This window comes from Mesorhizobium sp. B2-1-8 (genome assembly GCF_006442545.2).
Lineage (GTDB): Bacteria > Pseudomonadota > Alphaproteobacteria > Rhizobiales > Rhizobiaceae > Mesorhizobium.
Genome location: NZ_CP083952.1, coordinates 4029856 through 4051117, shown reverse-complemented (window position 1 = coordinate 4051117; position 21262 = coordinate 4029856). Strand labels below are relative to the sequence as shown.

General features: G+C 62.4%; 15 protein-coding genes. 12 read left to right on the top strand and 3 right to left on the bottom strand.

Features of this window, described 5'->3' with window-relative positions; all coding sequences use genetic code 11:
- The first annotated feature begins 2 nt into the window (after nt 1-2).
- Genes tssJ through FJ970_RS19705 form a run of 9 tightly spaced genes read left to right on the top strand, consistent with a single transcriptional unit; the run spans nt 3 to nt 11345 of the window.
- The gene (tssJ, locus tag FJ970_RS19745) at nt 3-455 is read left to right on the top strand and encodes a type VI secretion system lipoprotein TssJ (protein ID WP_135864760.1); all 453 of its coding nucleotides are present in this window, start codon (nt 3-5) and stop codon (nt 453-455) included.
- A 40-nt stretch (nt 456-495) separates the two neighbouring features.
- The gene (gene tssK, locus FJ970_RS19740) at nt 496-1830 is read left to right on the top strand and encodes a type VI secretion system baseplate subunit TssK (RefSeq protein ID WP_140763760.1); all 1335 of its coding nucleotides are present in this window, start codon (nt 496-498) and stop codon (nt 1828-1830) included.
- A gap of 4 nt (nt 1831-1834) precedes the next feature.
- Nucleotides 1835-3163: a type VI secretion system protein TssL, long form gene (gene tssL / locus FJ970_RS19735; RefSeq protein ID WP_140763757.1), complete on the top strand. Its 1329-nt coding sequence runs from the start codon at nt 1835-1837 to the stop codon at nt 3161-3163.
- A 1-nt stretch (nt 3164) separates the two neighbouring features.
- Nucleotides 3165-6707: a type VI secretion system membrane subunit TssM gene (gene tssM / locus FJ970_RS19730; protein ID WP_140763755.1), complete on the top strand. Its 3543-nt coding sequence runs from the start codon at nt 3165-3167 to the stop codon at nt 6705-6707.
- Complete coding sequence (gene tagF / locus FJ970_RS19725; RefSeq protein WP_140763752.1) at nt 6689-7231, top strand: type VI secretion system-associated protein TagF; 543 nt, start codon at nt 6689-6691, stop codon at nt 7229-7231. The genes tssM (FJ970_RS19730) and tagF overlap by 19 nt, the downstream gene beginning before the upstream one ends.
- A complete protein-coding gene (locus FJ970_RS19720) occupies nt 7231-8325 on the top strand; it encodes a DUF2169 domain-containing protein (RefSeq protein WP_140763750.1) in 1095 nt (364 codons plus the stop codon). The genes tagF and FJ970_RS19720 overlap by 1 nt, the downstream gene beginning before the upstream one ends.
- A complete protein-coding gene (locus FJ970_RS19715; protein WP_140763747.1) occupies nt 8322-9347 on the top strand; it encodes a 3-oxoacyl-ACP synthase in 1026 nt (341 codons plus the stop codon). Before FJ970_RS19720 ends, FJ970_RS19715 begins: the two co-directional genes overlap by 4 nt.
- Nucleotides 9344-10411 (top strand): PAAR-like domain-containing protein, encoded by a 1068-nt coding sequence (locus FJ970_RS19710; RefSeq protein WP_224590317.1) that lies wholly within the window; start codon nt 9344-9346, stop codon nt 10409-10411. The genes FJ970_RS19715 and FJ970_RS19710 overlap by 4 nt, the downstream gene beginning before the upstream one ends.
- Before the next feature lie 28 nt (nt 10412-10439).
- Entirely contained in the window at nt 10440-11345 is a 906-nt protein-coding gene (locus FJ970_RS19705) for a hypothetical protein (protein WP_140763744.1), read from the top strand.
- 54 nt (nt 11346-11399) lie between these two features.
- On the opposite strand, the gene FJ970_RS19700 is transcribed toward FJ970_RS19705, so the two are convergent.
- The 3 genes from FJ970_RS19700 to tssI are packed head-to-tail and all read right to left on the bottom strand — an operon-like array spanning nt 11400 to nt 14499.
- Nucleotides 11400-11738 (bottom strand): hypothetical protein, encoded by a 339-nt coding sequence (locus tag FJ970_RS19700; protein ID WP_140763741.1) that lies wholly within the window; start codon nt 11736-11738, stop codon nt 11400-11402.
- Complete coding sequence (locus tag FJ970_RS19695; RefSeq protein ID WP_140763738.1) at nt 11738-12163, bottom strand: DUF6484 domain-containing protein; 426 nt, start codon at nt 12161-12163, stop codon at nt 11738-11740. The genes FJ970_RS19700 and FJ970_RS19695 overlap by 1 nt, the downstream gene beginning before the upstream one ends.
- Nucleotides 12164-12171: 8 nt before the next feature.
- The gene (tssI, locus tag FJ970_RS19690) at nt 12172-14499 is read right to left on the bottom strand and encodes a type VI secretion system tip protein TssI/VgrG (RefSeq protein WP_140763735.1); all 2328 of its coding nucleotides are present in this window, start codon (nt 14497-14499) and stop codon (nt 12172-12174) included.
- A gap of 246 nt (nt 14500-14745) precedes the next feature.
- On the opposite strand from tssI, the gene tagH reads away from it, so the two are divergent.
- From tagH to tssM (FJ970_RS19675), 3 genes are all read left to right on the top strand, one after another.
- Entirely contained in the window at nt 14746-15810 is a 1065-nt protein-coding gene (gene tagH, locus FJ970_RS19685) for a type VI secretion system-associated FHA domain protein TagH (RefSeq protein WP_140763732.1), read from the top strand.
- A 310-nt stretch (nt 15811-16120) separates the two neighbouring features.
- Nucleotides 16121-17608 (top strand): type VI secretion system protein TssL, long form, encoded by a 1488-nt coding sequence (gene tssL, locus FJ970_RS19680; RefSeq protein ID WP_140763729.1) that lies wholly within the window; start codon nt 16121-16123, stop codon nt 17606-17608.
- Nucleotides 17609-17628: 20 nt separating this feature from the next.
- Nucleotides 17629-21156: a type VI secretion system membrane subunit TssM gene (gene tssM, locus FJ970_RS19675; RefSeq protein ID WP_140763791.1), complete on the top strand. Its 3528-nt coding sequence runs from the start codon at nt 17629-17631 to the stop codon at nt 21154-21156.
- The last annotated feature ends 106 nt before the right edge of the window (nt 21157-21262 follow it).

Below are 21262 nucleotides of genomic sequence, written 5' to 3'. Positions count from 1 at the left end.
ACATGATCGACAGACGCGAATTCGTCGTGGCCCTCGGCGCTACGGGGCTGCTTGCGGCTTGCCAGAGCGGCCCGCCGAAACCCTCGGTTATCTCGGTCAACGTGACCGGGGGCGCAGGCATGAATCCAGGACCGGGCGGCGGCGACAGGCCGGTGACGGTCCTGGTGATGCGGCTTGCCAGCACCGGCAAGTTCAACTCGGCCGACTATTTCGCGCTGCAGGGCGACGCGAGCTCGGCCCTCGGTGCCGACCTCATCGGCTCCGACACGATCTCGGTCGCGCCCGGCAAGACGGCCGCCAAGACCATCACGGTCGAGCCGAACGCCACGGCACTCGGCTTCGTGGCGCTGATCCGCGAGCCAGGCGGACGCAACTGGCGCACGACCAAGTCGGTCTCGCCAGGGTCGAAATTCACCATCAATGTCAGCCTCGGCAAGGGCGGTATTTCCGCCTAGCGACAGGGGCCGCGGATGGTTGTGTGCAGAAAGTAGTGGGATGAGCGATGCAAACAGGGTGCTGTGGTCGGAGGGCCTGTTTCTCAGGACCCAGCACTTCCAGCAGCAGGATCGGTTCTTCGAGGGCATGGTGCGCGGCGCATTGCAGGCCGGCCAGCTCCATACTTTCGGCTTCCAGCAACTGACCCTCGACCAGTCGCTGCTCGATGCCGGCCAGGTCTCGATCGTGTCCGCCCGGGGCATTTTTCCGGACGGCACGCCTTTCTCCATCCCGGAACTGATGGATGCGCCCAAGCCGCTGCCGGTCACGGCGGACACCGGCGCCGGGCCGGTACTGGTCGCATTGCCGCTTGAGCCACCCGGTGGCGTCGGATTCGATCCGGCGCATGCGGCATCGACGGGCGCGCGCTACCACGGCAAGATCGTTTCGGTGCGCGACGCCGTCCAGAGCGGCGCCGATCCGGAAGAGATCGAGATCGCCCGGCCGCAAGCCGCCCTGCTTGCGCCCGGCAAGTCGGTCGGCGGTTATACCGCCTTGCCGATCGCCGACATAAAAGGTGTGCGCGCCGACGGCGGCATCTCGCTCGATGAGACGTTCCTGCCGCCGACGCTGATCACCGGCGCAGTCCACTGGTACCGGCAATTGCTGCAGGAGGTCGTCACTGGCCTCGATCAGATCGCCGAAGCGCATGGCAAGATGGTGATGGGTGGCGCCGGTCGCAGCGTCGAAGACCTTTTGATGCTGCACCTCGCCAATGCCGCTCGCCCGCGGCTTGCCCATATGCTCGCGCAGGATGTCTTTCATCCGGCCGAACTCTATCTCGAACTTGCCGGACTGGCCGGCGAGATGGCAACCTACGGCTCGAGCTCGCGGCGGCTCGGCGAATTGCCGGCCTACGATCACATGGCGCCCGGCCCCGCCTATATGGCGCTGGCCGACGCTCTGCGCTCGCTCATTCTCAGCCTGCGCTACATCGAGCCGAAATCGCGAACGCTGCCGGTCATGCGGCACGCGACCAATGTCTGGAAAGTGCGCATCGACAACCCGAAGCTCTTGGTCGCCAGCCGCATAGTCATCCGCGTCGGATCGGAACTGTCGGAAGACGCGCTGCGCAAGATCTTCGTCAACCAAGCGACGGTCGGCGCCGCTGACCAGTTCGAAGGTCTTTGGAAGTCCCGCCTGCCGGGCATTCCGCTGAAACCGCTTCATTCGCAGCCACGCGAGATTCCCTACGATGGCGACCGGCTGTGCCTGGAGCTTGACCAGAAGAGCGAGCATTGGGCCTCGTTGCTCGACGCCCCCGGCTTCGTCATCGGCGTTTCCGGTGTCCTGCCGAGCGAGCCGCAGGTCGACTGCTACTCAGTGAACAGGTGACGCCATGAGCCGGGATGATCCTTTCGGACTGTCGGAGGATCGCGAACGCACACGGATCAGGCTGGCGGGGGCTGCGCCACGGCCGATGGCGCCGCTGGCACCGGGCGTCCCGGTCAAAATGGCGCGCGCCCATCCCAACACGCTCATCAATATCTTCGCGCCATTGCTCGAATTCGCGCCGGAGCTCGAAAGCGCGCTGGCGCCGGAGAACCCGGAAGCGATGCGCACGCGCCTGCTCGACGAGTTGGTTCAGGCGCGCGACGCCGCGATGGTAGCGGGCTTCTCGCTGGAGCGCGCCGACCAGGCGGCCTGGGCCGTGGCGGCGTTGCTCGACGACCTCGCGTTGAACACGCCTTGGGGCGGCACCAGCGCCTGGCCACGCCAGCCGCTGGTGGTCATGCTGCGTGGCGACGTCGATGCCGGCACCCAGTTTTTCACCCGCCTTGACGAGCTGGAGCGTCACCCGAACCGCGACCGCGAGATGCTGGAGCTTCAGTATTATTGCCTGGCGCTCGGCTTCCGCGGCAAATATCGCGTGCCTGGCCGCGCCGGCGACCGGTCGCTCAACGCCGTGCGCGTCGCCGCGGCGCGCTTCCTGCGTAACGCCGACGCCGAAGACGCCCCGCTGTCGCCGCACTGGAAGGGCGTGATCGCTTCGGACGAGCCGCAGCGCTTCATCGTCCCGATCTGGGTGATGGCACTTGCCGCAATTGCCGCCGCCGCCGCCGCTTACATCGGTCTGTCGATGAGCTTGAGCAGCCAGGCGGTTGAACTCTCCGCACTCGTGCGCACACTGCCGCCGGCTTCACGCGGCGACGTTACCCGCGCCGCCCCCAAGCAGGACGCGCCCGAACCTGAACCGCCACAGTCGGTCGATTTCGCGCTGTTGCCCGCGTTCAAGGCCGAAGCGCCGGCCGACCTCAAGGGCGCGCTCAGCGGCACCGAGAGCGTCTCGCTAGCCAAGCTGATCATCCAGTCTTCCAACCCCGAGCTATTCCAGTCCTCGCGGCCGACGCTGTCCCAAGGCTATGAGCCGCTGATCGCCGCCATCGCCAAGGTGATCCTGGACAACAAGGAGCTGATCGGAAACATCACGATCATCGGCCATACCGACAATGTGCGCCTGCAACGGTCCAACCCACTCGCGAGCAACCAGCGGCTCTCGGAGGCGCGCGCCCAAACCATAGCGGACCTCCTGGTTCAGGCTGGCGTGCCGCAAGAGCACATCCATTCCGAAGGCCGCGCCGACACCGATCCGGTGGCCGACAACGCGACGCGCGAGGGCCGCGCGCTCAACCGGCGCGTCGAGGTCCTGGTCGAGAAGAGGCTCTGAGATGTTCATCCTGCGCTTCTTTTGGGCTGTCATCACCTCGCGTTTCCTGTGGACGCTGCTCGGCATTGCGCTGCTTTCGCTGTTGATCTGGGTGTTCGGCCCGATCGTAAAGGTCGGGCCTTACGCGCCATTCGAATCCGACAATGTGCGCATCGCAATGATCGCGGGGCTGATCATCCTGTGGCTGATCTGGCTGATCCTCGCGCAGCGGCGAGCCATCCGCGCCAACCGCATGTTTGTCGCCGAGATCGCGGCACCGGTGGCCGAAAAACAGCTCACACCCGGCGAGGAGAGCGTTGCAGCCGTTGGGGCCAAGTTCGGCGAGGTGATGGCCGAGCTCAAGCGCCGCAAGCTCGGCGGCAGAAAATTCCTGCGCGAGATGCCCTGGTATGTGATCGTCGGGCCGCCGGCCACCGGCAAGACCACGGCATTGCGGCAGTCAGGCCTCAATTTTCCAATTGATCTCACCGATGATTTGCAAGGCGTCGGCGGCACGCGCAATTGTGACTGGTTCTTCTCCGAAAACGCGGTGCTGATCGACACTGCTGGCCGCTACGTTCAGCAGGAGAGCCAGCCGGACGTGGACGCGGCTGAATGGCTGGGCTTCCTCGACCTTTTGAAAAAGCACCGCGGCCGCCGCGCGCTCAACGGGGTCATTGTCGCGCTGTCGATCGATGCGCTCTCGGAGGGCGACGAAGCGATCAAGGCGCATGGGCGCAAGATCCGCCGCCGGCTGGCGGAGCTGAACGATCGGCTGGAGATCCGTCTGCCTGTCTACCTGATGCTGACCAAGGCAGACCTTATCAAAGGCTTCGAAACCTTCTTCGGCGGCTTGTCGACGACGGCGCGCGAGCAGGTGTGGGGGACGACTTTCCCGCTCGACGCCCGTGTCGACGCCGGAACAATCCAGGCGGAACTTGCCGGGCTTGCCACCGAGCTGGAGCGGCGGCTGGTACCGCGCCTGGAAGATGAAGACAAGCTCGGCTCACGCGCCGAGATCTTCCGCTTTCCGGCGCAGCTGGCGAGCCTTGGCGAGCCGATCAAGACACTGATCGAGGCGATGTTCGGCGAAAGTCGCTACGAGGAGGCAGCCTGGCTGCGCGGCCTTTACCTGACATCGGCGACACAGGAAGGCGCTCCCATCGACCGGCTGACCGCGGCGCTGTCGTCGTCCTTCGGCCTGCCGCCGCGCCGCGCCATGCCGGCGGCGCGCGTCGAGAAGCGCAGCTTCTTCCTCAGGAACCTCCTTACCGAAGTGATCTTCAAGGAGGCCGGCCTCGGCACATTCGATCCGCTGGCGCAGCGTCGCCGCGCTTGGATCTGGCGCGGGGCGGCCGCCGCCTGCGCACTCGCGGCTTTGCTGGCGGGCGGACTGTTCACCTGGTCCTATCTCGACAACCGCAATGCGATCGCCGAACAGGCCGGCCAGTTCGAGGCACTGCAGGGCCCGCTCACCGAGGTCGCCACCATGCCGGCCGCGGTCGAGCAGCCGAGCTTGGATGGCGCGCTGGCTGCCATGGACGTGGTGGCGACGGCGCGCACCGCCCCGCCGGATGCCGTCCATAACCTGCTCGGCCCGACCGCCTCGGCGGAGCTGGTGCGGGCACAGACCGATACCTACGACCATACGCTGCGCAACGTGCTCGAGCCGCACATGGTCGCGCTGCTGGAGGCGACTATGTGGCGCCAGATCCGCGATCCGGATTTCATGCTTGGCGCGCTGAAGTCCTATCGCATGATGACCGGCCTTTCGCAGATGGACACCGATTTCGTCCAGAACTGGTGGGTGAACAGTCTGCCGCAATTCGCGCCGGCTCCGCCCTTCCCCACCGCCGACGCCGAAGAGCACCAGCTCGCCGCAATCCGCCGCATGGCAATCGACGACAGCTACGTCGCCCCGGACAAGCAACTGGTCGGCGAGGCGCTGAAGACGGTATGCACGATCTCGCTGCCCGAGCGCGCCTACAGGCAGCTCCTGGCCGACCCGGAAGTGGCGGCCGTCAAGGAATGGGTGCCGGCCAATTTCGCTGGGCCGAACGGCGCCAAAGTGTTCGCGCGCCGCTCCGACAAGACGTTGCGCGTCGGTGTTCCCGGCCCCTATACCTATGCCGGCTTCCACGACGCGATCCTCGATCGGGTCGAGGATGTAGCGGGACAGGCGGCCCTCGATCGCGCGGTGTTTGCCGGTGGCTGCGCGGAGAATTCGGAGACGTCGGTTTCAGCACTCTCGCAGGACATCTTGAAGCTCTACTATGACGACTATATCGCGCAGTGGGACTCTTTCCTGCGTGACATGCGGCTTGCCCCGCTTACCGATCTCAACATCGCCAGTGAGAACCTCAAGGATCTTTCAAGCGCCGACTCAGCGCTGAAGCGCCTGTTGACGGCAGTGGTGCAGGAGACCGACCTCACCCGCTCCGACGATGCGCCAGCAGGCGACAAAGGCGGCGCTGCCGCCAGCACGGGCTCGAAGCTGCTCAGCAAACTCGGCAAGCTGGGCAAGGTCGTGACCACAGGCGCGAAGCTCCTGCCGCGCGCCGGATCCGCCAGCCAGGTGGACATGACCGGCAGCCTCGTTGCCGAGCATTTCAAGCCGCTCAAAGGCACCATCGCCCAGGTCGACGGCCAGCCGCCAGCGCTCGACGCGGCGATAGTGGCGCTGACTGCGCTGTCGAACGTGCTGCAGACGGTCACCGCCAATCCGAACCCGCAGGATGCGATCAAGAAGCAGGGCGGCCTTGCCGAACTGACAGGCGCGGTCGCCAGGCAGGCGCAGATCCTGCCCTCGCCGATCAACGACTGGCTCGGCGGTATGGCCGGCGACACCAGCGGCCTGTCGCAGAAGGCCGTAACCAACGAGCTGAACGCCATCTGGCGGGCCGACATACTCCCCTTCTGCCAGGCGGCGCTCAACAACCGCTATCCATTCAGCGCCGACAGCGCGGTCGACGTCAATGTGCGCGACTTTCAGCGTCTGTTCGGACCCACCGGCATGATCGATGCATTCATCAACGACCACCTGATCAACTACGTCGACACCGCCAGCGAACCATGGAAATGGCGGGCCGATTTCGGCCTCGACCCGGCGGCGCTTGCAGCGTTCGAGCAGGCCAGGCATATCCGCGACGACCTGTTTCCAGGCGGCACCGGCCCGGTGATGAACTTCACGCTGGAACCCAAGGACCTCTCACCCAACGTGGCGCGGGTCACGCTCAACCTCGATGGCCAGAATCTCGTCTATTACAACAACGCGACGAGGCCGCAGCCGATGACGTGGCCCGGCAAGGATGGCACCGGCGTGATCTCGCTCGCCTTCCAGCCGGTCGACGGCTCGCCCGAAGTGATGCTCAACGAGACCGGCAGCTGGGCCTGGCTCAGAATGCTGCGCGGCGGCCGCTTCGCCGCGACCAAGCTCACCGACGTCTACAGCCTGCGGCTCGGCACGAAAGGCGTTTGGGCCGATTTCGAGCTCAAGGCGGCCAGCGTCGAGAACCCATATACGCTCGAAATGTTCAAGAAGTTCACATGTCCGCCGCAGATCTGATCCTGCCCGGCTTCTACGGCAAGATGCCCGCCACCGGCGATTTCGTGACGCGGCGGCTGCCGGCGGATTTCGTGCGCTCTTGGGACCGGTGGCTGGCGCAGCATATCGTGCCGCTGCTTGGGGTCGAAGCCTGGCGGACAGGCACGCCCTTGCGCTTCCTGGCCGGCGCCGATTCCTTCGGTGCCTCGGCCGGCATCGTGCTGAAGAGCGCCGACCGGGTCGGCAGGCAGTTTCCGCTTAGTGTAGCTGCTCGACTGCACGAAGCACCGCTGAAGCTGGCCTACTTGGACGCGTGGTTCGACGGCATCGAGACCGCCGCCCTGGCCGCACAACGAGGCGAACTGACGCCCGACGAACTGGATGCCGCCCTGATGGCCTTGCCCGTGCCTCTAATCGAGCAGGATGGCGATGTCATCGACGACCTCGTCATGTGGTCCGCGCATACGGATATTTTCGACGTCGATCCGCAGGCGCCGCAAACGACACTTGAACAGATCTTCGCCGGCCACGTGGAGGCGAGCTGATGCAGATCTGGAACCAGATGGGCTATCCTCATCAGTTCACCATGGGCATGGACAAGGCCGGCCACGAATGGATCGTGGTCGTGGTCAAGGGCACTTTCGATTTTCCGACGAAGCCTGGCGGGCTGGTGCAGAAATCGGCCGAACAGGTTCCGCTGGTCATGGCCGACACGCAAACCGGTGTGCCTGGCTATTCGGCAACGTTGTGGGAGACGGATTTCGCCTTCCGCAAGCCGCGCTGCGATGTGATCGCCAATGGCTGTGCCCATGCGCCGGGAGGACGGCCCGCGGAGCGCGTGCCGGTCGGCATCAAGGTCGGCAACTGGTCGAAGCTGTTCGAGGTCGTCGGCCACCGCGAATGGCGCGCCATCGGACCGGTCTTTACCGCGACCGCGCCGCAGCCCTTTCTGAAACTGCCTATCTGCTATGACGTTGCCTGGGGTGGCATCGACAGGCTGGATCCAGAGGACAAGCTTCCCGCCAGCTATAAGTACAACCCGGTCGGAACAGGATGGTCGCGCACCAAGAACCAGCGCCTCATCCCAGGCTTGCGGCTGCCCAACACGCAGGCGGTCGATGAGGAGATCCGCTCGCCCTTCGGCGACTACAAGCCGATGAGCTTCGGCCCAATGGGCCGCGGCTGGCCAGGCCGCATCGAGTTTGGCGGCACCTATGACGACAACTGGACGAAAAACATCTTTCCGTTCCTGCCGCAGGACTTCGACGAACGTTATTTCCAGATGGCGCCTGAGGACCAGCAGATCGACCATCCAGAGGGCGGCGAGGAGGTGACTCTGGTGAACCTCACGCCCGATGGGCGTATAAGCTTTCGGCTGCCGGCAACCGCATTGCCAATCACCTTGTTCAAAGGGAGCCAAAAGGCCTACGAAGCCGATATTTTTCCAGACACCCTCCTCCTTGACCCCGAGAGGCGCCGCTTCTCATTGGTCTGGCGCGCCTCACAGCGGATCCAGCGGACCATCCTCGATTTCTCGGAGTGCTGGGTCGGTCCGCCGACGCCGGCAATGCTGAGGGCACGCGCGACAGGCCGCACCTATATCCGCGCCAACGGCACAGCGCCGGAGGAGGAGGCATGACCTCGCCGGTCGAGATCATTGCGGTTGGTATGGTGACGGCCGTTGGCCTCGACGCGCCCTCAGCTTGCGCAGCAATGCGCGCTAGGCTCGATGGCTTCCAGGAAACCCGTTTCGTTGGCTCACCTGCGGGTTGGCTTACGGGTGCGCCGGTGCCGCTGCCACGAAACTGGATCGGCGAGAAACGAATGGCTCATCTGGCAGCCGGAGCGATATCGGAAGCCTTCGAAAATCATCCGCAAGTGCGAGGGCAGACGGCGCTCATCCTCTGCCTGCCAGAGGAGGATAGGCCCGGCCGCCCGGTTAGGGACAATCTCGCGCTGCTCCGCCTGATCAGCAAGATCGTTGAAATCGAACCTCATCTGCGCTCTCGCATCGTGGCTTTTGGTCGTCCTTCCGGACATGTGGCGTTCGATCAGGCGCGCAGACTGATTGCATCTGGCGAAGCTCCCTATGTCATGATTGTAGGTGTAGACAGCTATCTGACCGGATCAACGATTTCTCACTACCTCGGCAAGGGACGGTTGCTGACGGCGGATAATTCCAACGGCTTCATTCCAGGCGAAGCTGCCGCGGCCATTCTCTGCACGCGACCGCAGGGTAACGGTTTCAGACTGTTCGGTCTCGGTCTTACGCGCGAGGAGGCTTCTATTTACAACGACCAAGATTTGCCGTTGCGCGCCGATGGCATGGTGGCTGCTTACGATGCAGCGTTCCGCGAAACCGGGATTGACATGAACCGGCTCGGCTATCGCATCGCCGACCTGATCGGCGAGCAATACTGGTTCAAGCAGACCGCGCTCGCTTCGATCCGCCTGCTGCGAGGGCGGCATGAGTTCCAGGACCTATGGTCGCCCGCGGAGTCTTTGGGCAACATTGGCGCCGCAGCCGTTCCAATTATGGTCGGCATGGCGTGGACCGCAGTGGGCAAAGGATATGCCGCTGGCAATCCGGTTCTCATCGAGGCGTCCTCCGACGCTGGTGCGTGCGGCGCCGCGGTGTTTGCTTACGGAACGAGGGCATGACCGTCTACGCCAATGGCCTTGAGGTTGCGTGCAAAGCGCAGGCCAACCAAGTTATCGCGGCCTTCCCTTACGTCTGCTTCACGCCGCCACAAACTCCGGCAACACCGCCCGGAGTTCCGGTTCCCTATCCAACGTTTGGAATGGACAGCGACACCGACAACGGAACCGGCACAGTCAAGATCGGTGGAAAGACTGTCACGCAGAAAAACAAATCCTACTACACCAGATGTAGCGGCAACGAGGCTGGCTGCGCGCCCAAGAAGAACATCATCACCTCGGTAAATACAGGCAAGGAATACGCCCATGCCTGGTCCGGCGATGTCAAGATGGATGGCGAGCCAATCAGCCGTTTCACTGATATTTCATCGAACGATCACGCCTCCCCTACCGCGGGTGGACCTCCAATGCCCAAAGTGGCTACGGCCACACCGGCAACCTTCAAATGCTCCGATCTCGAGATAAAGCCGTACAAGGAACTGGAATGCCCGGAAGGCTACGAGAAGGAGCATACCGTTGAGGTCCAGTTCTTCACCGCCGAAGGCGTGCGCGACCTCACCTTGGACTGCTGCAAGGACTACAATGACAAGGAAGCACCATGTATTTGCATGAAGGCGAAATGGCTCGCAGGCGAAGCCGCCAAGGCAAAGGCGGCAGGCGCGCCCGGCAAAAAGGTAGTCGGTAAGAAACGTAAGACTCCACACAACCTAAAGTCGGCGGATGCTCGCAACTGGCTGAGCAACAATTCCTCCGGCAAGCTCGGCGATTTTACAGACACCTGCGTGAACAGCACGGTCAAGAATTTGGATGATCCGAAAATTCCGCCTGCGGTGCAGGCCGCTGCCACAGAGTGCCTCAAGACAGCCAACATGGAATATATGAAAAAAGCCATGAACAAATCCGAGAAGGAGGTGAAGGACAAGAAGGCCTGCCACGCGACATGTCCCAAAGCGAAGGATCAGTCTCGACTCGTGCAGGTCGCAAAAAAACGCTTGAGAAAAGCAGCGGGAGGAGAGCCAGTCGTCGTGACAGCCGCAGATGTCGCTCCCTCCAAGGTTTCTTGTTAGCCGACAAAAACGCAAGAGGATGTAGCGGATGAAGATGGACAAGGAAGACCTCGAGGGATTCACAACCGATCCGGATACTGACATCGAGTGCCTGCAGATTGCTCCGTTGAGCGGCGGCAAAGTGGCGATCCTGTTTCTGCTCAGCGACGCCGACTACGTCACCACTGTCTCTGTGATCTTTGTCGTTGAAAATTTCGACCCTAAGAAAGCTCGTGGGGCCCTTGTGACTTCTGAATGGCTGATGGCGCTCTCGGCCGCGCCTTCAGGCGAGTTGTTTGCACTTGAAGCCACCACCTGGATCTGGAGATACGGCGGTACGACTTGGACGCGTGATAAGGCCAGCGACAAAAGCCTCAGGCAGGTCTGGGCAGAGGATACCGGAGGGCCGATCACGGTTGGAACGGACGGGGTGGCTTATCGCTTGGTTGGCTCGCAGTGGCAGTCAATCACGCCCCTCCAAACTAATGAATACCTGGATATTCATGGGCATCCTAAGCATGGCATCTATGCCTGCGGTGAGATGGGCACTCTTCACCGTTTGGCGGGAACGGGCTGGCAGCCCCTGGAAACTCATCGGCACGATCGGCTGCGTGGCATCGACGTCGCGCCGGACGGCAAGATCAGGGTTGCCGGCGATGACGGCGCCTGCCTTCGAATTGCAAATGATGAAGTAACCGAGATGACCGCCGCCGCCGATATGACATATCTCTCTGTGCGAAGCTTCAATGGCAAAGCCTACTGGGGAGATGAGGCAGGGCTCAACATCGAAACGGCCGACGCGCTTCAGCCGTTCGAGGACACCGGCATTGCTTCAGATCTCCGCACTGATGGCGAGTTCCTGTACGTCGCCGGCATCGACACCGCGTGGCGGTTTGATGGCCGAAGATGGAAGACGCTTACACTCGTCTACGATGACGGCCTTCGACTTATCTGACAGTACTCAGTTAGTCGCTCGCCCCTCCACCGACAAGGTCGGACGGTGATGTGGTCATGAAGGGCTGTTCTGCGACAGATATGCCCGGACCTTGGCAAGGTCGAGTTCGGCAATGCGTTTCGGCGCCCCGTCGATCAACATGCGCAAGACGAACATTTCTCCGGGTTCGGGATACTCGGCGTAGAGGGCCTCCGCAATTTCCCGTCCCGCGTCGCCGGCGACCCGAAGGCCATCGAGATGAGCATCCAGCCTTTCAACGAGGCGCTCGAGCCGCTCCTCGTCCATGTCGGGATTCTCGTCGGGATTCAGCAAATGATGGTCATAGACGGTCCAAAGAAACGCCGCCATTTCCGCATGCTGCCGCACAATCTCGCGCAGGATAACCTTGGGCATCAGTTCAGGTTCACCGATGCCCCACGAATACGGTTCGTAGCGCTGGCATGGCTTGTCACGTAAGTGCCGCGGATCGTGATGCGTCCGTCTTTTTCCATGATGATCGTGGCCTTGCCGCAGCGAAGTTCAATTCGCTCGTTCGCATTGATGCGCACATGTTCTCCGTCGCGAACGACATGCCGCGTGTTCGATTTGTGAGCCGGGTCAATAATCCGCCCGACGATGAGCGGCCGACCTGGATCACCGTCCTGAAACAGCAACGCCACTTCGGCGCCGATCATGTCCGAGGTCAATTCCGCAAGACTTCGCGCCGGAACGGCCGTTTCATTTGGATTGCCCGGGAAGACCACAAGAGGAGCATCTTCTCCGAAACCCAAGAAAATGCCGATTGCAACGCCTTCTATCCGTTCTTTTGTCGCCGACATGATCGCCCTCAGTTCTGCTTTATTTCGGAACCCTTCATCGTGATGTCGCTCGATGCCTTCACGTTGATCTTACCGGATCCCTTGATCGAGATATCCTTGCCTTCGATCGTGATGGTCCCGTCCTTCTTCATGGTGATTGTTGCGGACCCGCATTTGAAAGCGATCGAGTCACCCGCCTCGAGCAAAAACGTCTTTCCTACATTGACGGTCGAGTCCTCGCCAACCCGAATCATGCTGCCTTTTGCGATCTTGAGTTCGTGCGCCGCGCCAATCTCGGTCACGTCGTTGTCGGCGATTTTGGAGTTGCGGTCCTTTCCTATTTGAGAAGTCTGGCTCCCGGCGATCGCAAAGCTCTGGTCCGCACCTATCTGCACGCTTTGGCTGGCACCGACATTCCAGCTGTCGGAAGCGCCAATATCGTGGCTCTGCCCCGCCCCCACCGTAACCGAACGTGAGGCCCCAATGGTGTTCATCTGCGCCGCGCCGACGCTGCGCGTCTCGGTGGCGCCCACGGTGTCGATGCGCGCCGCGCCCACTGTCACCGTCTGTACCAGCCCGACCGTCTGCGAATGGTTGGAGCCGATTGTTTCCGACGAATTGGCACCGACATGAATGGTCTCATTGGCGCCGACCGTCAGCGAGCGGTTGGCGCCCACCGTCTCCGTGTCGTTGCTGCCGATATTGGTCGTTTGATTGACACCCACCTTGACCGTCTTGTTGTTGCCGACGTCCTCGTCGAGGTTGTGACCGACGGAATGCTTGGCGTCGTGGTCGATGCGGTCGGATTGGTCGTGCTGGACCGTCTTGTTGCGGTCGTGCTTGATCAGCAGATGGTGGTCCTTCTGCGCCTGGAAATTGACCAGCTCGGAGCCGGCCTTGTCCTCGAACATCAGCTCGTTGTAGCCGCCGCCACCCTTTGACGAATTCGACTTCCAACCCGATTGCGTCGCGTTGCCCGGCAGTCCGTAGGGTGGCATCTCAGCGGCATTGTAGACGCGGCCGGTGATGATCGGCAGGTCCGGGTCGCCTTCGATGAAGTCGACGATGACCTCCTGGCCGATGCGCGGGATCTGGATGAAGCCCCAGCCGCTGCCGGCCCAGGTCTGAGACACGCGCACGAAGCAGGACGAGTTCTGGTCCTTCTTGCCGAGGCGGTCCCAATGGAATTGCACCTTCACACGCGCGTATTTGTCGGTGAAGATTTCCTCACCCGAAGGGCCGACCACCGTTGCCGTTTGAGGGCCGCGCATGATCGGTCGCGGCGTGATTCGCGGTGGCCGATAGGCCAATTTCGTGGGTGCTACGCCCAGCACTACCTTGAAGTTCTCGCTGTGTGCTTCGTTCTGGGTCCGGTAGCCCGGATCGAACAGCCGGTATTCGGCGCTGACCACCAGATAGTCCTGGTTCTGGTCGTCGCGAGGAAAACTTTCCAGCGTGAACTTGCAGCCTGAAAAAAGGCCGCGCACGGTGCCCACCGCCGTGCTGTGCTGGTGCACCGCCTGGAGTTCCTCGCGCCGGATACCCGCAATCTTATCGCCCCGCCCAACATCGAGATGCGCGCCGGGCTGGCGATAGTTTTCGCCCGAGGCTTCCTTGTGGCTGAAGGGTTGGGCCGATTTCGCCATCAGATCGGCGCCAGGCTTCTCGAAATCATAGTCGGTATGGGCATAGGCGCCTGGTCGCACCGCGCTGCCTGGGATCCATTCGGTAATGTATTCAACGTCGCGCCGCGAGCCGTGGCCTTCGAAATTATAGAGCACCTTCTCGTAGCCGGGCACAGGCTTCAGCTTGCTCATCGCATCGCACAGCACCAGCGTGTGCTTGCCCTCGTCGTGCTCGAAGAAATAGAAGATGCCTTCGTGCTCAAGTAGCCGCTGCACGAAATCGAGATCGCTCTCATCGTACTGCACGCAATATTCGCGCGAGGGATAAGACCCCTGCAGCCGCTTCTCGAATTTGGCGATGCCGTATTTCGAGAATATCTTTTCAATGATCTCGACCGCTGTCATGTTCTGGAAAATACGGCAGTCGGTGGTGTTGCCGAGGAACCAGAGCCATGGCCTGACAGTTGCCTCGTAGAACGCCAGCCGGTCCTCGATGCGGGTTAGCTTGAAATCCGACGCTAGGCCGCTGAACCAGCGCTTTGGATTGGATTCACCTTCGACTGAAACGATGCCGCCCAGCATCTTCAGCGGATCGACGTCCCGGCTCGTGCTCACGAACCCGACGGTATAGGCAAAACAACGACTGATCTCGTCACGACCGACGAGATGGGTAAAGGTCAGCACATCGGCGCCAACCGGCGTCTGCACTACCGTGGCACGTTCGTTCGGCATGGGTCGTGCCCCTCCTGGACGCGGCCGCCAGTGTGATGGATTGAAGCCCCCGCATGCGTAACTGCATCACGTTCGGGAAGTTTTCGAATTCACCGCATCGGACCATTGCAAGCCTAGCATATGTTTTCTGGCGGCCAAACAAAAGCAATGGCTAACCGTGGCGTGTATTCATGTTAAACGCACCTCTCCCACCGCGCTGGCAAGCTGCTAGAATGCCTTGGATTTCAGCGTTGACAGTGGCTTCGAATGTTCATTTCGCTCCAGATCAGCAATGTTGATGGGCTGCCGCCGGGGGTCGCGACGAGCTATGCCGCGCGCGACCGCAGTTTTGAAATCGGGCGCGAAAATTGCGATTGGACACTGTCGGACCCTGAAAAAATCATCTCGGGCCGGCATTGCGAAGTCCGCTATCAAACTGGCTCGTTCTGGCTTCATGACGTCTCGCGCAACGGCACTTTCGTCAACGGCTCCCGCCAGCGCATGAATGCGCCGCATCGGCTGGCCCAAGGCGACCGGCTGCTGATCGGCCGTTATGTCGTCGCCGTTTCGGTCGACGAAGAGCGCGTCGCCACCGGTCATCCCCAAGCCAGGACCGGTTCGACGCAACGCGAGTTGCCGCCCTCGACGGGAACGCCGCTGGAACTGGGCAGCGCACTGTTCCACAAGCCGGCGGAGGCAACGCCGGTGTCGACGTCCCCAGTGCTGCAGCCCAGCCCCGCTGTCCCGGCCAGGCAGCCAGGGGAAGCGGACGGGATACTGCGCGATATCGCCAGGGCGGCCGGCTTATCGCCGGAGTTGTTGCAGTCGCGCGACCCGAATGACGTCGCTGCCGAGATCGGTGCGGTGTTGAGAACCACGGTTGAGCAACTGTCCTTGCTGCTCAAGGCGCGCGCGGCGGCCAAGGTGCTCGCCAAAAGCGCGCACCGCACGATGATCGGCGCCGATGACAACAACCCACTGAAATTCGTGCCGGGCACCGACGACATACTCGAAATCATGTTTGCCAAGCGCCGGGCCGGCTATCTCGACGCCAGGCATAGCATCGAGGATGCGTTCCGCGACCTGAAGACCCACGAAATCGCGACCTACGCCGCCATGCAGGCCGCGCTCTCGAGGCTGCTCGACGACCTGTCGCCGGAGGCGATCGCCAAAAGAATCCCGCCTGCGTCCTTTTCATCCAGGAAAAGCCAAGCCTGGGATGCGCTCGTGGCAACGTGGCGGACGATGGAGGACAAGCACGAAAACGGTATGCTGGACGTCTTCCTCGCCTATTTCGCAGAAGCCTACGCGAAGGCTGGCAAGCAGAAATAGCCTGGCAAGCAGAAATAGCCGCGCTCGGCCAATGTCGTCAGCAACGCCCTTACGGGCTGTGTGAGGGACCGCTAGACGGAGCCGCTTCCTTGATCCTCCTGCTTTCCGATTTCAATCGGCTTCGGGTGCGACTAGGATAGCGCATGGGTGCTTGCCTGGCTGGCAAAGCGGCATGGCTTGGGGCGTGTGCAGGAATGTCATGTTTCGGCAAGATCAGTCTTTCCATCCGGCACGCTGTTGATACCCTGCCTGGTACGCCCCTATCATCCCGCCTGGAATATCCCCATAGCACCTCGACGGTGGTGCGCCGATGAGTTCGAAGGACGATCCCTCCGAGCCGCCGGACAAAACCGTCATCCGTGCGCCACGGCCAAGGCAAAAGCCGCGCGTGGCTCCCGATAGTTCCGGTGCTCCATCACCCGCCAGGGAATCGACGGTGTTCGACCCCGGCCTTGGCCGACAAATGCCCCCTGGCTGGTCGTCCGGAACGGTGGTCTTTCAGGGGGCCAGCCACGGAGCTGAGCCCTCGGCGGCACCGGCGTTGCAGCAGGACGCGTTGCTCGACGCCATCGCTGGCGTGAAGTATGCCGCGACAAATCCTATCCTTGCCGCCGCAGCCCCCTTGCTCATGCTGTTCGGTCAGTTGCGGCTGATACCGGTCCAACGGCAAGCCGCAGCCTTGGCGGAGCATATCGCAGACGCCATCGAGACCTTCGATCATACCATTGCCAAGGCCGGTATTGGGGAAGAAGACGCACGGATCGCGAAATTTGCGCTTTGCGAAACCGCCGACGATCTCGTCGGCAACCTGCCCTGGCCGAACAAGGAAACCTGGCTTCAGCACAGTCTGGTGGTGCAGTTCTTCCACACACGACCGACAGGCACCGGCTTCTATGAAGCGCTGAACAACATCCTCGCCAAGCCTGAAGCGCATTACGACCTGCTCGAATTGATGCATGCCTGCCTGTCGCTGGGGCTCGAGGGCCAGTATCGGGGATTGTCCGGCGAACGGAACAAACTCGAGAGCGTTCGGCGCGACGTCTACGACACGCTGCGCTATTTCAGACCGCGCGCCGCCGAGGACCTCTCGCCCCGGTGGCGAGGCATGGCAGCGGCGATGCCCAAGCCACGATGGCGACTGCCGCTCTGGGCGATCGCAGCCGCCGCAGCGACCCTCGTGACGGCCGCCTTTTTCGGGCTGCGTGTATTGATCACCGACGAAGGCGACGCGACCGCCGGCGCGTTGCTGGCGCTCAATCCTTCCACCCCGGTCACCATTGAACGCGCCAGCGTGGCGACACCCGCCGAACCGATGCAAGCCAACCCGCCGCCACCCGCTCCTCCAAACACCACGCAGATTGACCGCATCCGCGCGACACTCGCCCAGGAGGTCGCCGCCGGCGGACTGAACGTCGGCACGAAGGGTGACTTCATCGTTGTCGAGATCAGCAACCAGCTTCTGTTCGCATCCGGCCAGGCTGAGTTGAAGGCGCAGTTCCAGCCGATCGCGGCCGATATCGCCAAGGCCCTCGACGCCGAACCCGGACCGATCAAGATCGTCGGCCACACCGACAATGTGAAGCCGAAGAAGTCGAGCGCGTTCAAATCGAATTTCGATCTTTCCGTCGCGCGTGCAAAAGCGGTGCAGGCCATGATCGCCAAGCGATTGAAGGATTCATCGCGCCTGAGCGTCGACGGCAAGGGCGAAGACGAGCCCATCGCCGACAATGCGACGGCGGACGGCCGCGCCAAGAACCGCCGCGTCGACGTGATGATCCCGAAGGAGGAGTCGTTGTGAGCGAGCGCGGCGAGGAGCGGCTGATCCGCTGGGTGCTGCGGATCTTCAGCGTGCTTGCCTTGGTCGGCTTCTCGGCCGCCGTCTGGTATGCCGGACCGCTGATCCGCTTCGCCGATACCCGGCCGCTTGGATCCGTGTGGCTGAGGGCGGTCATCATCGGCGTGACCGTCGCGGTGCTGGCGCTGTTCTATGGCATTCGCTCCTGGCAAAGGCGCAAGGCACAAAAGGCGCTCGAAATGGCCATTGTGCGCAGCGACGAGCGGAGCGACGATTCACAGATGCTCGAAGCGCGCATGAGCGAAGCCATAGCGACGCTGAAGCGGACGAGCCGCAAGCGCAACTTCCTTTATGACGTTCCCTGGTACATCATCATCGGCCCGCCAGGCGCCGGCAAGACGACGGCGCTGGTCAATTCCGGGCTGAAATTTCCACTTGCGGGATCCGCCAATGCCCAGCCGGTGGCGGGCGTTGGTGGCACGCGGTCATGCGACTGGTGGTTTACCGATGAAGCGGTGCTGATCGACACGGCCGGCCGCTATACGACGCAGGAATCGGACCGCGAGCGCGACAAGGCAAGCTGGCTTGCTTTCCTCGGATTGCTCAAGAAAAGCCGCGCCAGGCAACCGATCAACGGCGTGATCCTCGCCATCAGCCTCGCCGATCTCATTGGCCTCGACGACCAGCATATCGAGGCACATGTCACCGAGATAAGAAGCCGCCTGCGCGAATTGCACGAGACGCTGAAGATCCAGTTTCCCGTCTATCTGCTTTTCACAAAGGCCGATCTCGTCTCCGGCTTCATGGAGTATTTCGGTGAATTCGACGGATCGCGCAGGCGCAAGGTGTGGGGCACGACGTTCCAGACCGTCGATCGCACAAGGAACATGGCCGGCGAGGCGCCGGCCGAATTCGACGGTCTGGCGAAGCGCTTGGCGGAAGAAGTTGTCGATCGCTTGCAGGAAGAGGCCGACCCGGTAGCGCGCATCGCCATCTTCGGCTTCCCGGCGCAGTTCGGTGCCCTCAGGAACCGGATAACGCATTTCATCGGCAGTTTGTTCGATGCCTCTCGATTGCGGGTGAATGTCAGCCTTCGGGGCCTCTATTTCTCCTCTGGTACCCAGGAAGGAACACCGTTCGATCAGGTGCTGGGCGCAATCGGCCGCAGCTTCGGCACCACCTCGCAGGCGCATCTTTCCGGGACAGGCAAGAGCTTCTTCCTGCACGATCTCTTGACCAAGGTGATCTTCCCGGAATCGGGCTGGGTATCCTTCGACCGAACGGCCGAACGGCGCACCAGGCTCGCGAGACTTGTCGGCCTCGCCGCGATTGCGCTGGCGGCCTTGGCGGCGCTCGGTGCCTTTGGCCTCAGCTTCTTCGCCAACAAGTCGCTGATCACCTCCACCAGGCAGGCTATGGCACAGTATCGCGACAGCGCCGATTCGCTGCTCAAGAGCACGACGGTGACCGACGTCGACCTGGAAAACGTCATCGGCCCGCTTGACCAGCTGCGCAACCTGCCCGCCGGCTTCGAGAACGGCGACCAGGCAAAGCCGATCGAGGAGACGTTCGGGCTTAGCCAGCACGAGAGGCTGCTGTCTGCCTCCAGAACTGCCTATCGGCAAGCGCTCGAGCGGACATTCCGCTCGCGGCTCTTGGTGCAGGCCGAGCGCACCATCCAGGCCAAGATGGCCGATCCGATCGCGCTCTACGAGCCCCTGAAGATCTACCTGATGCTGGGCGGCAAGGCCCCGAAGGTCGATGACGAGTTGATCGTTTCCTGGATGAGGCAGGATTGGGAAGAGAACCGCTATCCCGGCGAAAGCAACAGCGAGGGCCGCGCGCAGCTCGAAAAGCATCTGCGCGCCATGCTCGCGCTCGACGACGCCTACGATCCCGTCTTCGAACTCAACCAGCCACTGATCGAAGCCGCGCAACGCTCGCTTGGGCGCATGAGCCTTGCCGACCGCGCTTCGGCGCTGATCAAGTCGGCGGTCTACGCCGCAAGGCTGGAAGACCTCTCCGTTGCAGCGAAAGCCGGCCCCGAGGCGCAGCTGCTGTTCGAACGCATGGATGGCAGCGATCTCGCCGATCTCAACGTTCCTGGACTTTACACGCGCGCCGGCTTCAACCGCTTCTTCCTGCCACAGCTGTCGCGCATCGCGCAAATGCTCGTCAACGACCAGTGGGTGCTCGGCGGAGGCGGCGAACAGGGCGGCATCGACCAGGACCTGCCCAAGCTCGGTCCCGAATTGATCGACCGCTACGGCGAGGAATTCTCCTCCGCATGGAACCGCGTGCTCGACCAGCTGAAGTTCAAGGCGTTGCTCAAGGACAAGCCGCAATATCTCGCGCTTTCCGCCCTCGCCGCGTCGGACTCGCCTCTCGATCAGTTGTTCACGGCGATCGCCGATGAGACTGCATTGACGAAGCAGAACACCACGGCCGAGGGCGAGAGCAGGGCAGCGCAAGAGGACCCACCCAGCATGGCCAAAGGTCTGGCACGCATCGGCCTGCAGATCGCCGGCGGCAAGTCGCAGAGCCGAGCCGGACTGGACTCGGCTGTCGCGCAGAATGCCGGCGCGGGCGTCGAGGCACAGTTTCGATCGTTCCAGGCCCTGGTTAGCGGCGTCAGTGGACGGCGGCCGCTCGATGCGTTGACGCGGAATTTCCGCGACATCTTTCAAAGCCTCAAGCTTTCGGCCGATGTCCCTTCACAGACCGAACGCGTCAACGCCAACCTGCAGTTGCAGATCTCCACGCTGCGCGCCAATGCCTCCCGCCTTCCGAAGCCGCTGGCGCGGATGGTCAACGCGGCAGCGGACGAGTTTGAAGGCAATGTCGCCGAAGCCTCGGTGGCCAACCTCAACCAGAATCTCGACCAGACGGTCACGCGAGCCTGCGAGGAGACGGTCAACGGTCGCTATCCCTTCGCCAGTGACGGCACCGAAGATATCTCGATAGCGGATTTCGCCAAACTCTTCGCGCCGGGCGGGCTGATGGACCGCTTCTTCGCGCAGAACCTTGCGCCGCTGATCGACATGACCGGCCAGGAATGGACCTGGAGGCAGGATGTCCGCCGCGACCTGGCGAAGTCGACCTTGAAATCATTTCAGACGGCCGCCGAAATCCGCAGCGCCTTCTTCCCTTCCGGCGGCTCGGTGCCGTCGGTTTCGATTACCTTCACGCCTTTTTCGCTGAATAGCGACGCTAACAACGCGGTTCTCAACATCGACGGCCAGACCGTCCAAAGTAGCCAGGCGGGGAGCGCGCCAAGCACAGTGACCTGGCCAAACAGCACTGCCTCTGGTTCCGCCAGCCTCAGCCTGATGCCGGAAATGCCAGGCCGCGACTCCGCTCTCAAATTCGAAGGACCGTGGGCCTTGAGGCGTCTGTTGGACAAGGCGACCATCACCGGCAATGGCGCCAACACCGAAGCCCGTTTCGTGATCGGCGGACGAGACGTCGCTTACACGATACAGACCGGACCGGGGCCTAACCCCTTCCTGCTGCCGGCCCTGTCCGGCTTCAGCTGTCCGAAGGCGTTCTGACATGGCTGTGTTCCAGCGCACCGACGGCCGCAGCGTTCATTTCGGTACTCTAACGTATGCGCTTGTGGCAAAGTGGCCTGGGCGCCCTGCCCATGCTTGGTCACAG

Excerpts from the sequence above, each read along its gene's own strand:
- tssJ (WP_135864760.1), top strand. The coding sequence starts at position 3 with ATGATCGACAGACGCGAATTCGTCGTGGCCCTCGGCGCTACGGGGCTG.
- tssK (WP_140763760.1), top strand. The coding sequence starts at position 496 with ATGAGCGATGCAAACAGGGTGCTGTGGTCGGAGGGCCTGTTTCTCAGG.
- tssL (WP_140763757.1), top strand. The coding sequence starts at position 1,835 with ATGAGCCGGGATGATCCTTTCGGACTGTCGGAGGATCGCGAACGCACA.
- tssM (WP_140763755.1), top strand. The coding sequence starts at position 3,165 with ATGTTCATCCTGCGCTTCTTTTGGGCTGTCATCACCTCGCGTTTCCTG.
- tagF (WP_140763752.1), top strand. The coding sequence starts at position 6,689 with ATGTCCGCCGCAGATCTGATCCTGCCCGGCTTCTACGGCAAGATGCCC.
- FJ970_RS19720 (WP_140763750.1), top strand. The coding sequence starts at position 7,231 with ATGCAGATCTGGAACCAGATGGGCTATCCTCATCAGTTCACCATGGGC.
- FJ970_RS19715 (WP_140763747.1), top strand. The coding sequence starts at position 8,322 with ATGACCTCGCCGGTCGAGATCATTGCGGTTGGTATGGTGACGGCCGTT.
- FJ970_RS19710 (WP_224590317.1), top strand. The coding sequence starts at position 9,344 with ATGACCGTCTACGCCAATGGCCTTGAGGTTGCGTGCAAAGCGCAGGCC.
- FJ970_RS19705 (WP_140763744.1), top strand. The coding sequence starts at position 10,440 with ATGAAGATGGACAAGGAAGACCTCGAGGGATTCACAACCGATCCGGAT.
- FJ970_RS19700 (WP_140763741.1), bottom strand. The coding sequence starts at position 11,738 with ATGCCCAAGGTTATCCTGCGCGAGATTGTGCGGCAGCATGCGGAAATG.
- FJ970_RS19695 (WP_140763738.1), bottom strand. The coding sequence starts at position 12,163 with ATGTCGGCGACAAAAGAACGGATAGAAGGCGTTGCAATCGGCATTTTC.
- tssI (WP_140763735.1), bottom strand. The coding sequence starts at position 14,499 with ATGCCGAACGAACGTGCCACGGTAGTGCAGACGCCGGTTGGCGCCGAT.
- tagH (WP_140763732.1), top strand. The coding sequence starts at position 14,746 with ATGTTCATTTCGCTCCAGATCAGCAATGTTGATGGGCTGCCGCCGGGG.
- tssL (WP_140763729.1), top strand. The coding sequence starts at position 16,121 with ATGAGTTCGAAGGACGATCCCTCCGAGCCGCCGGACAAAACCGTCATC.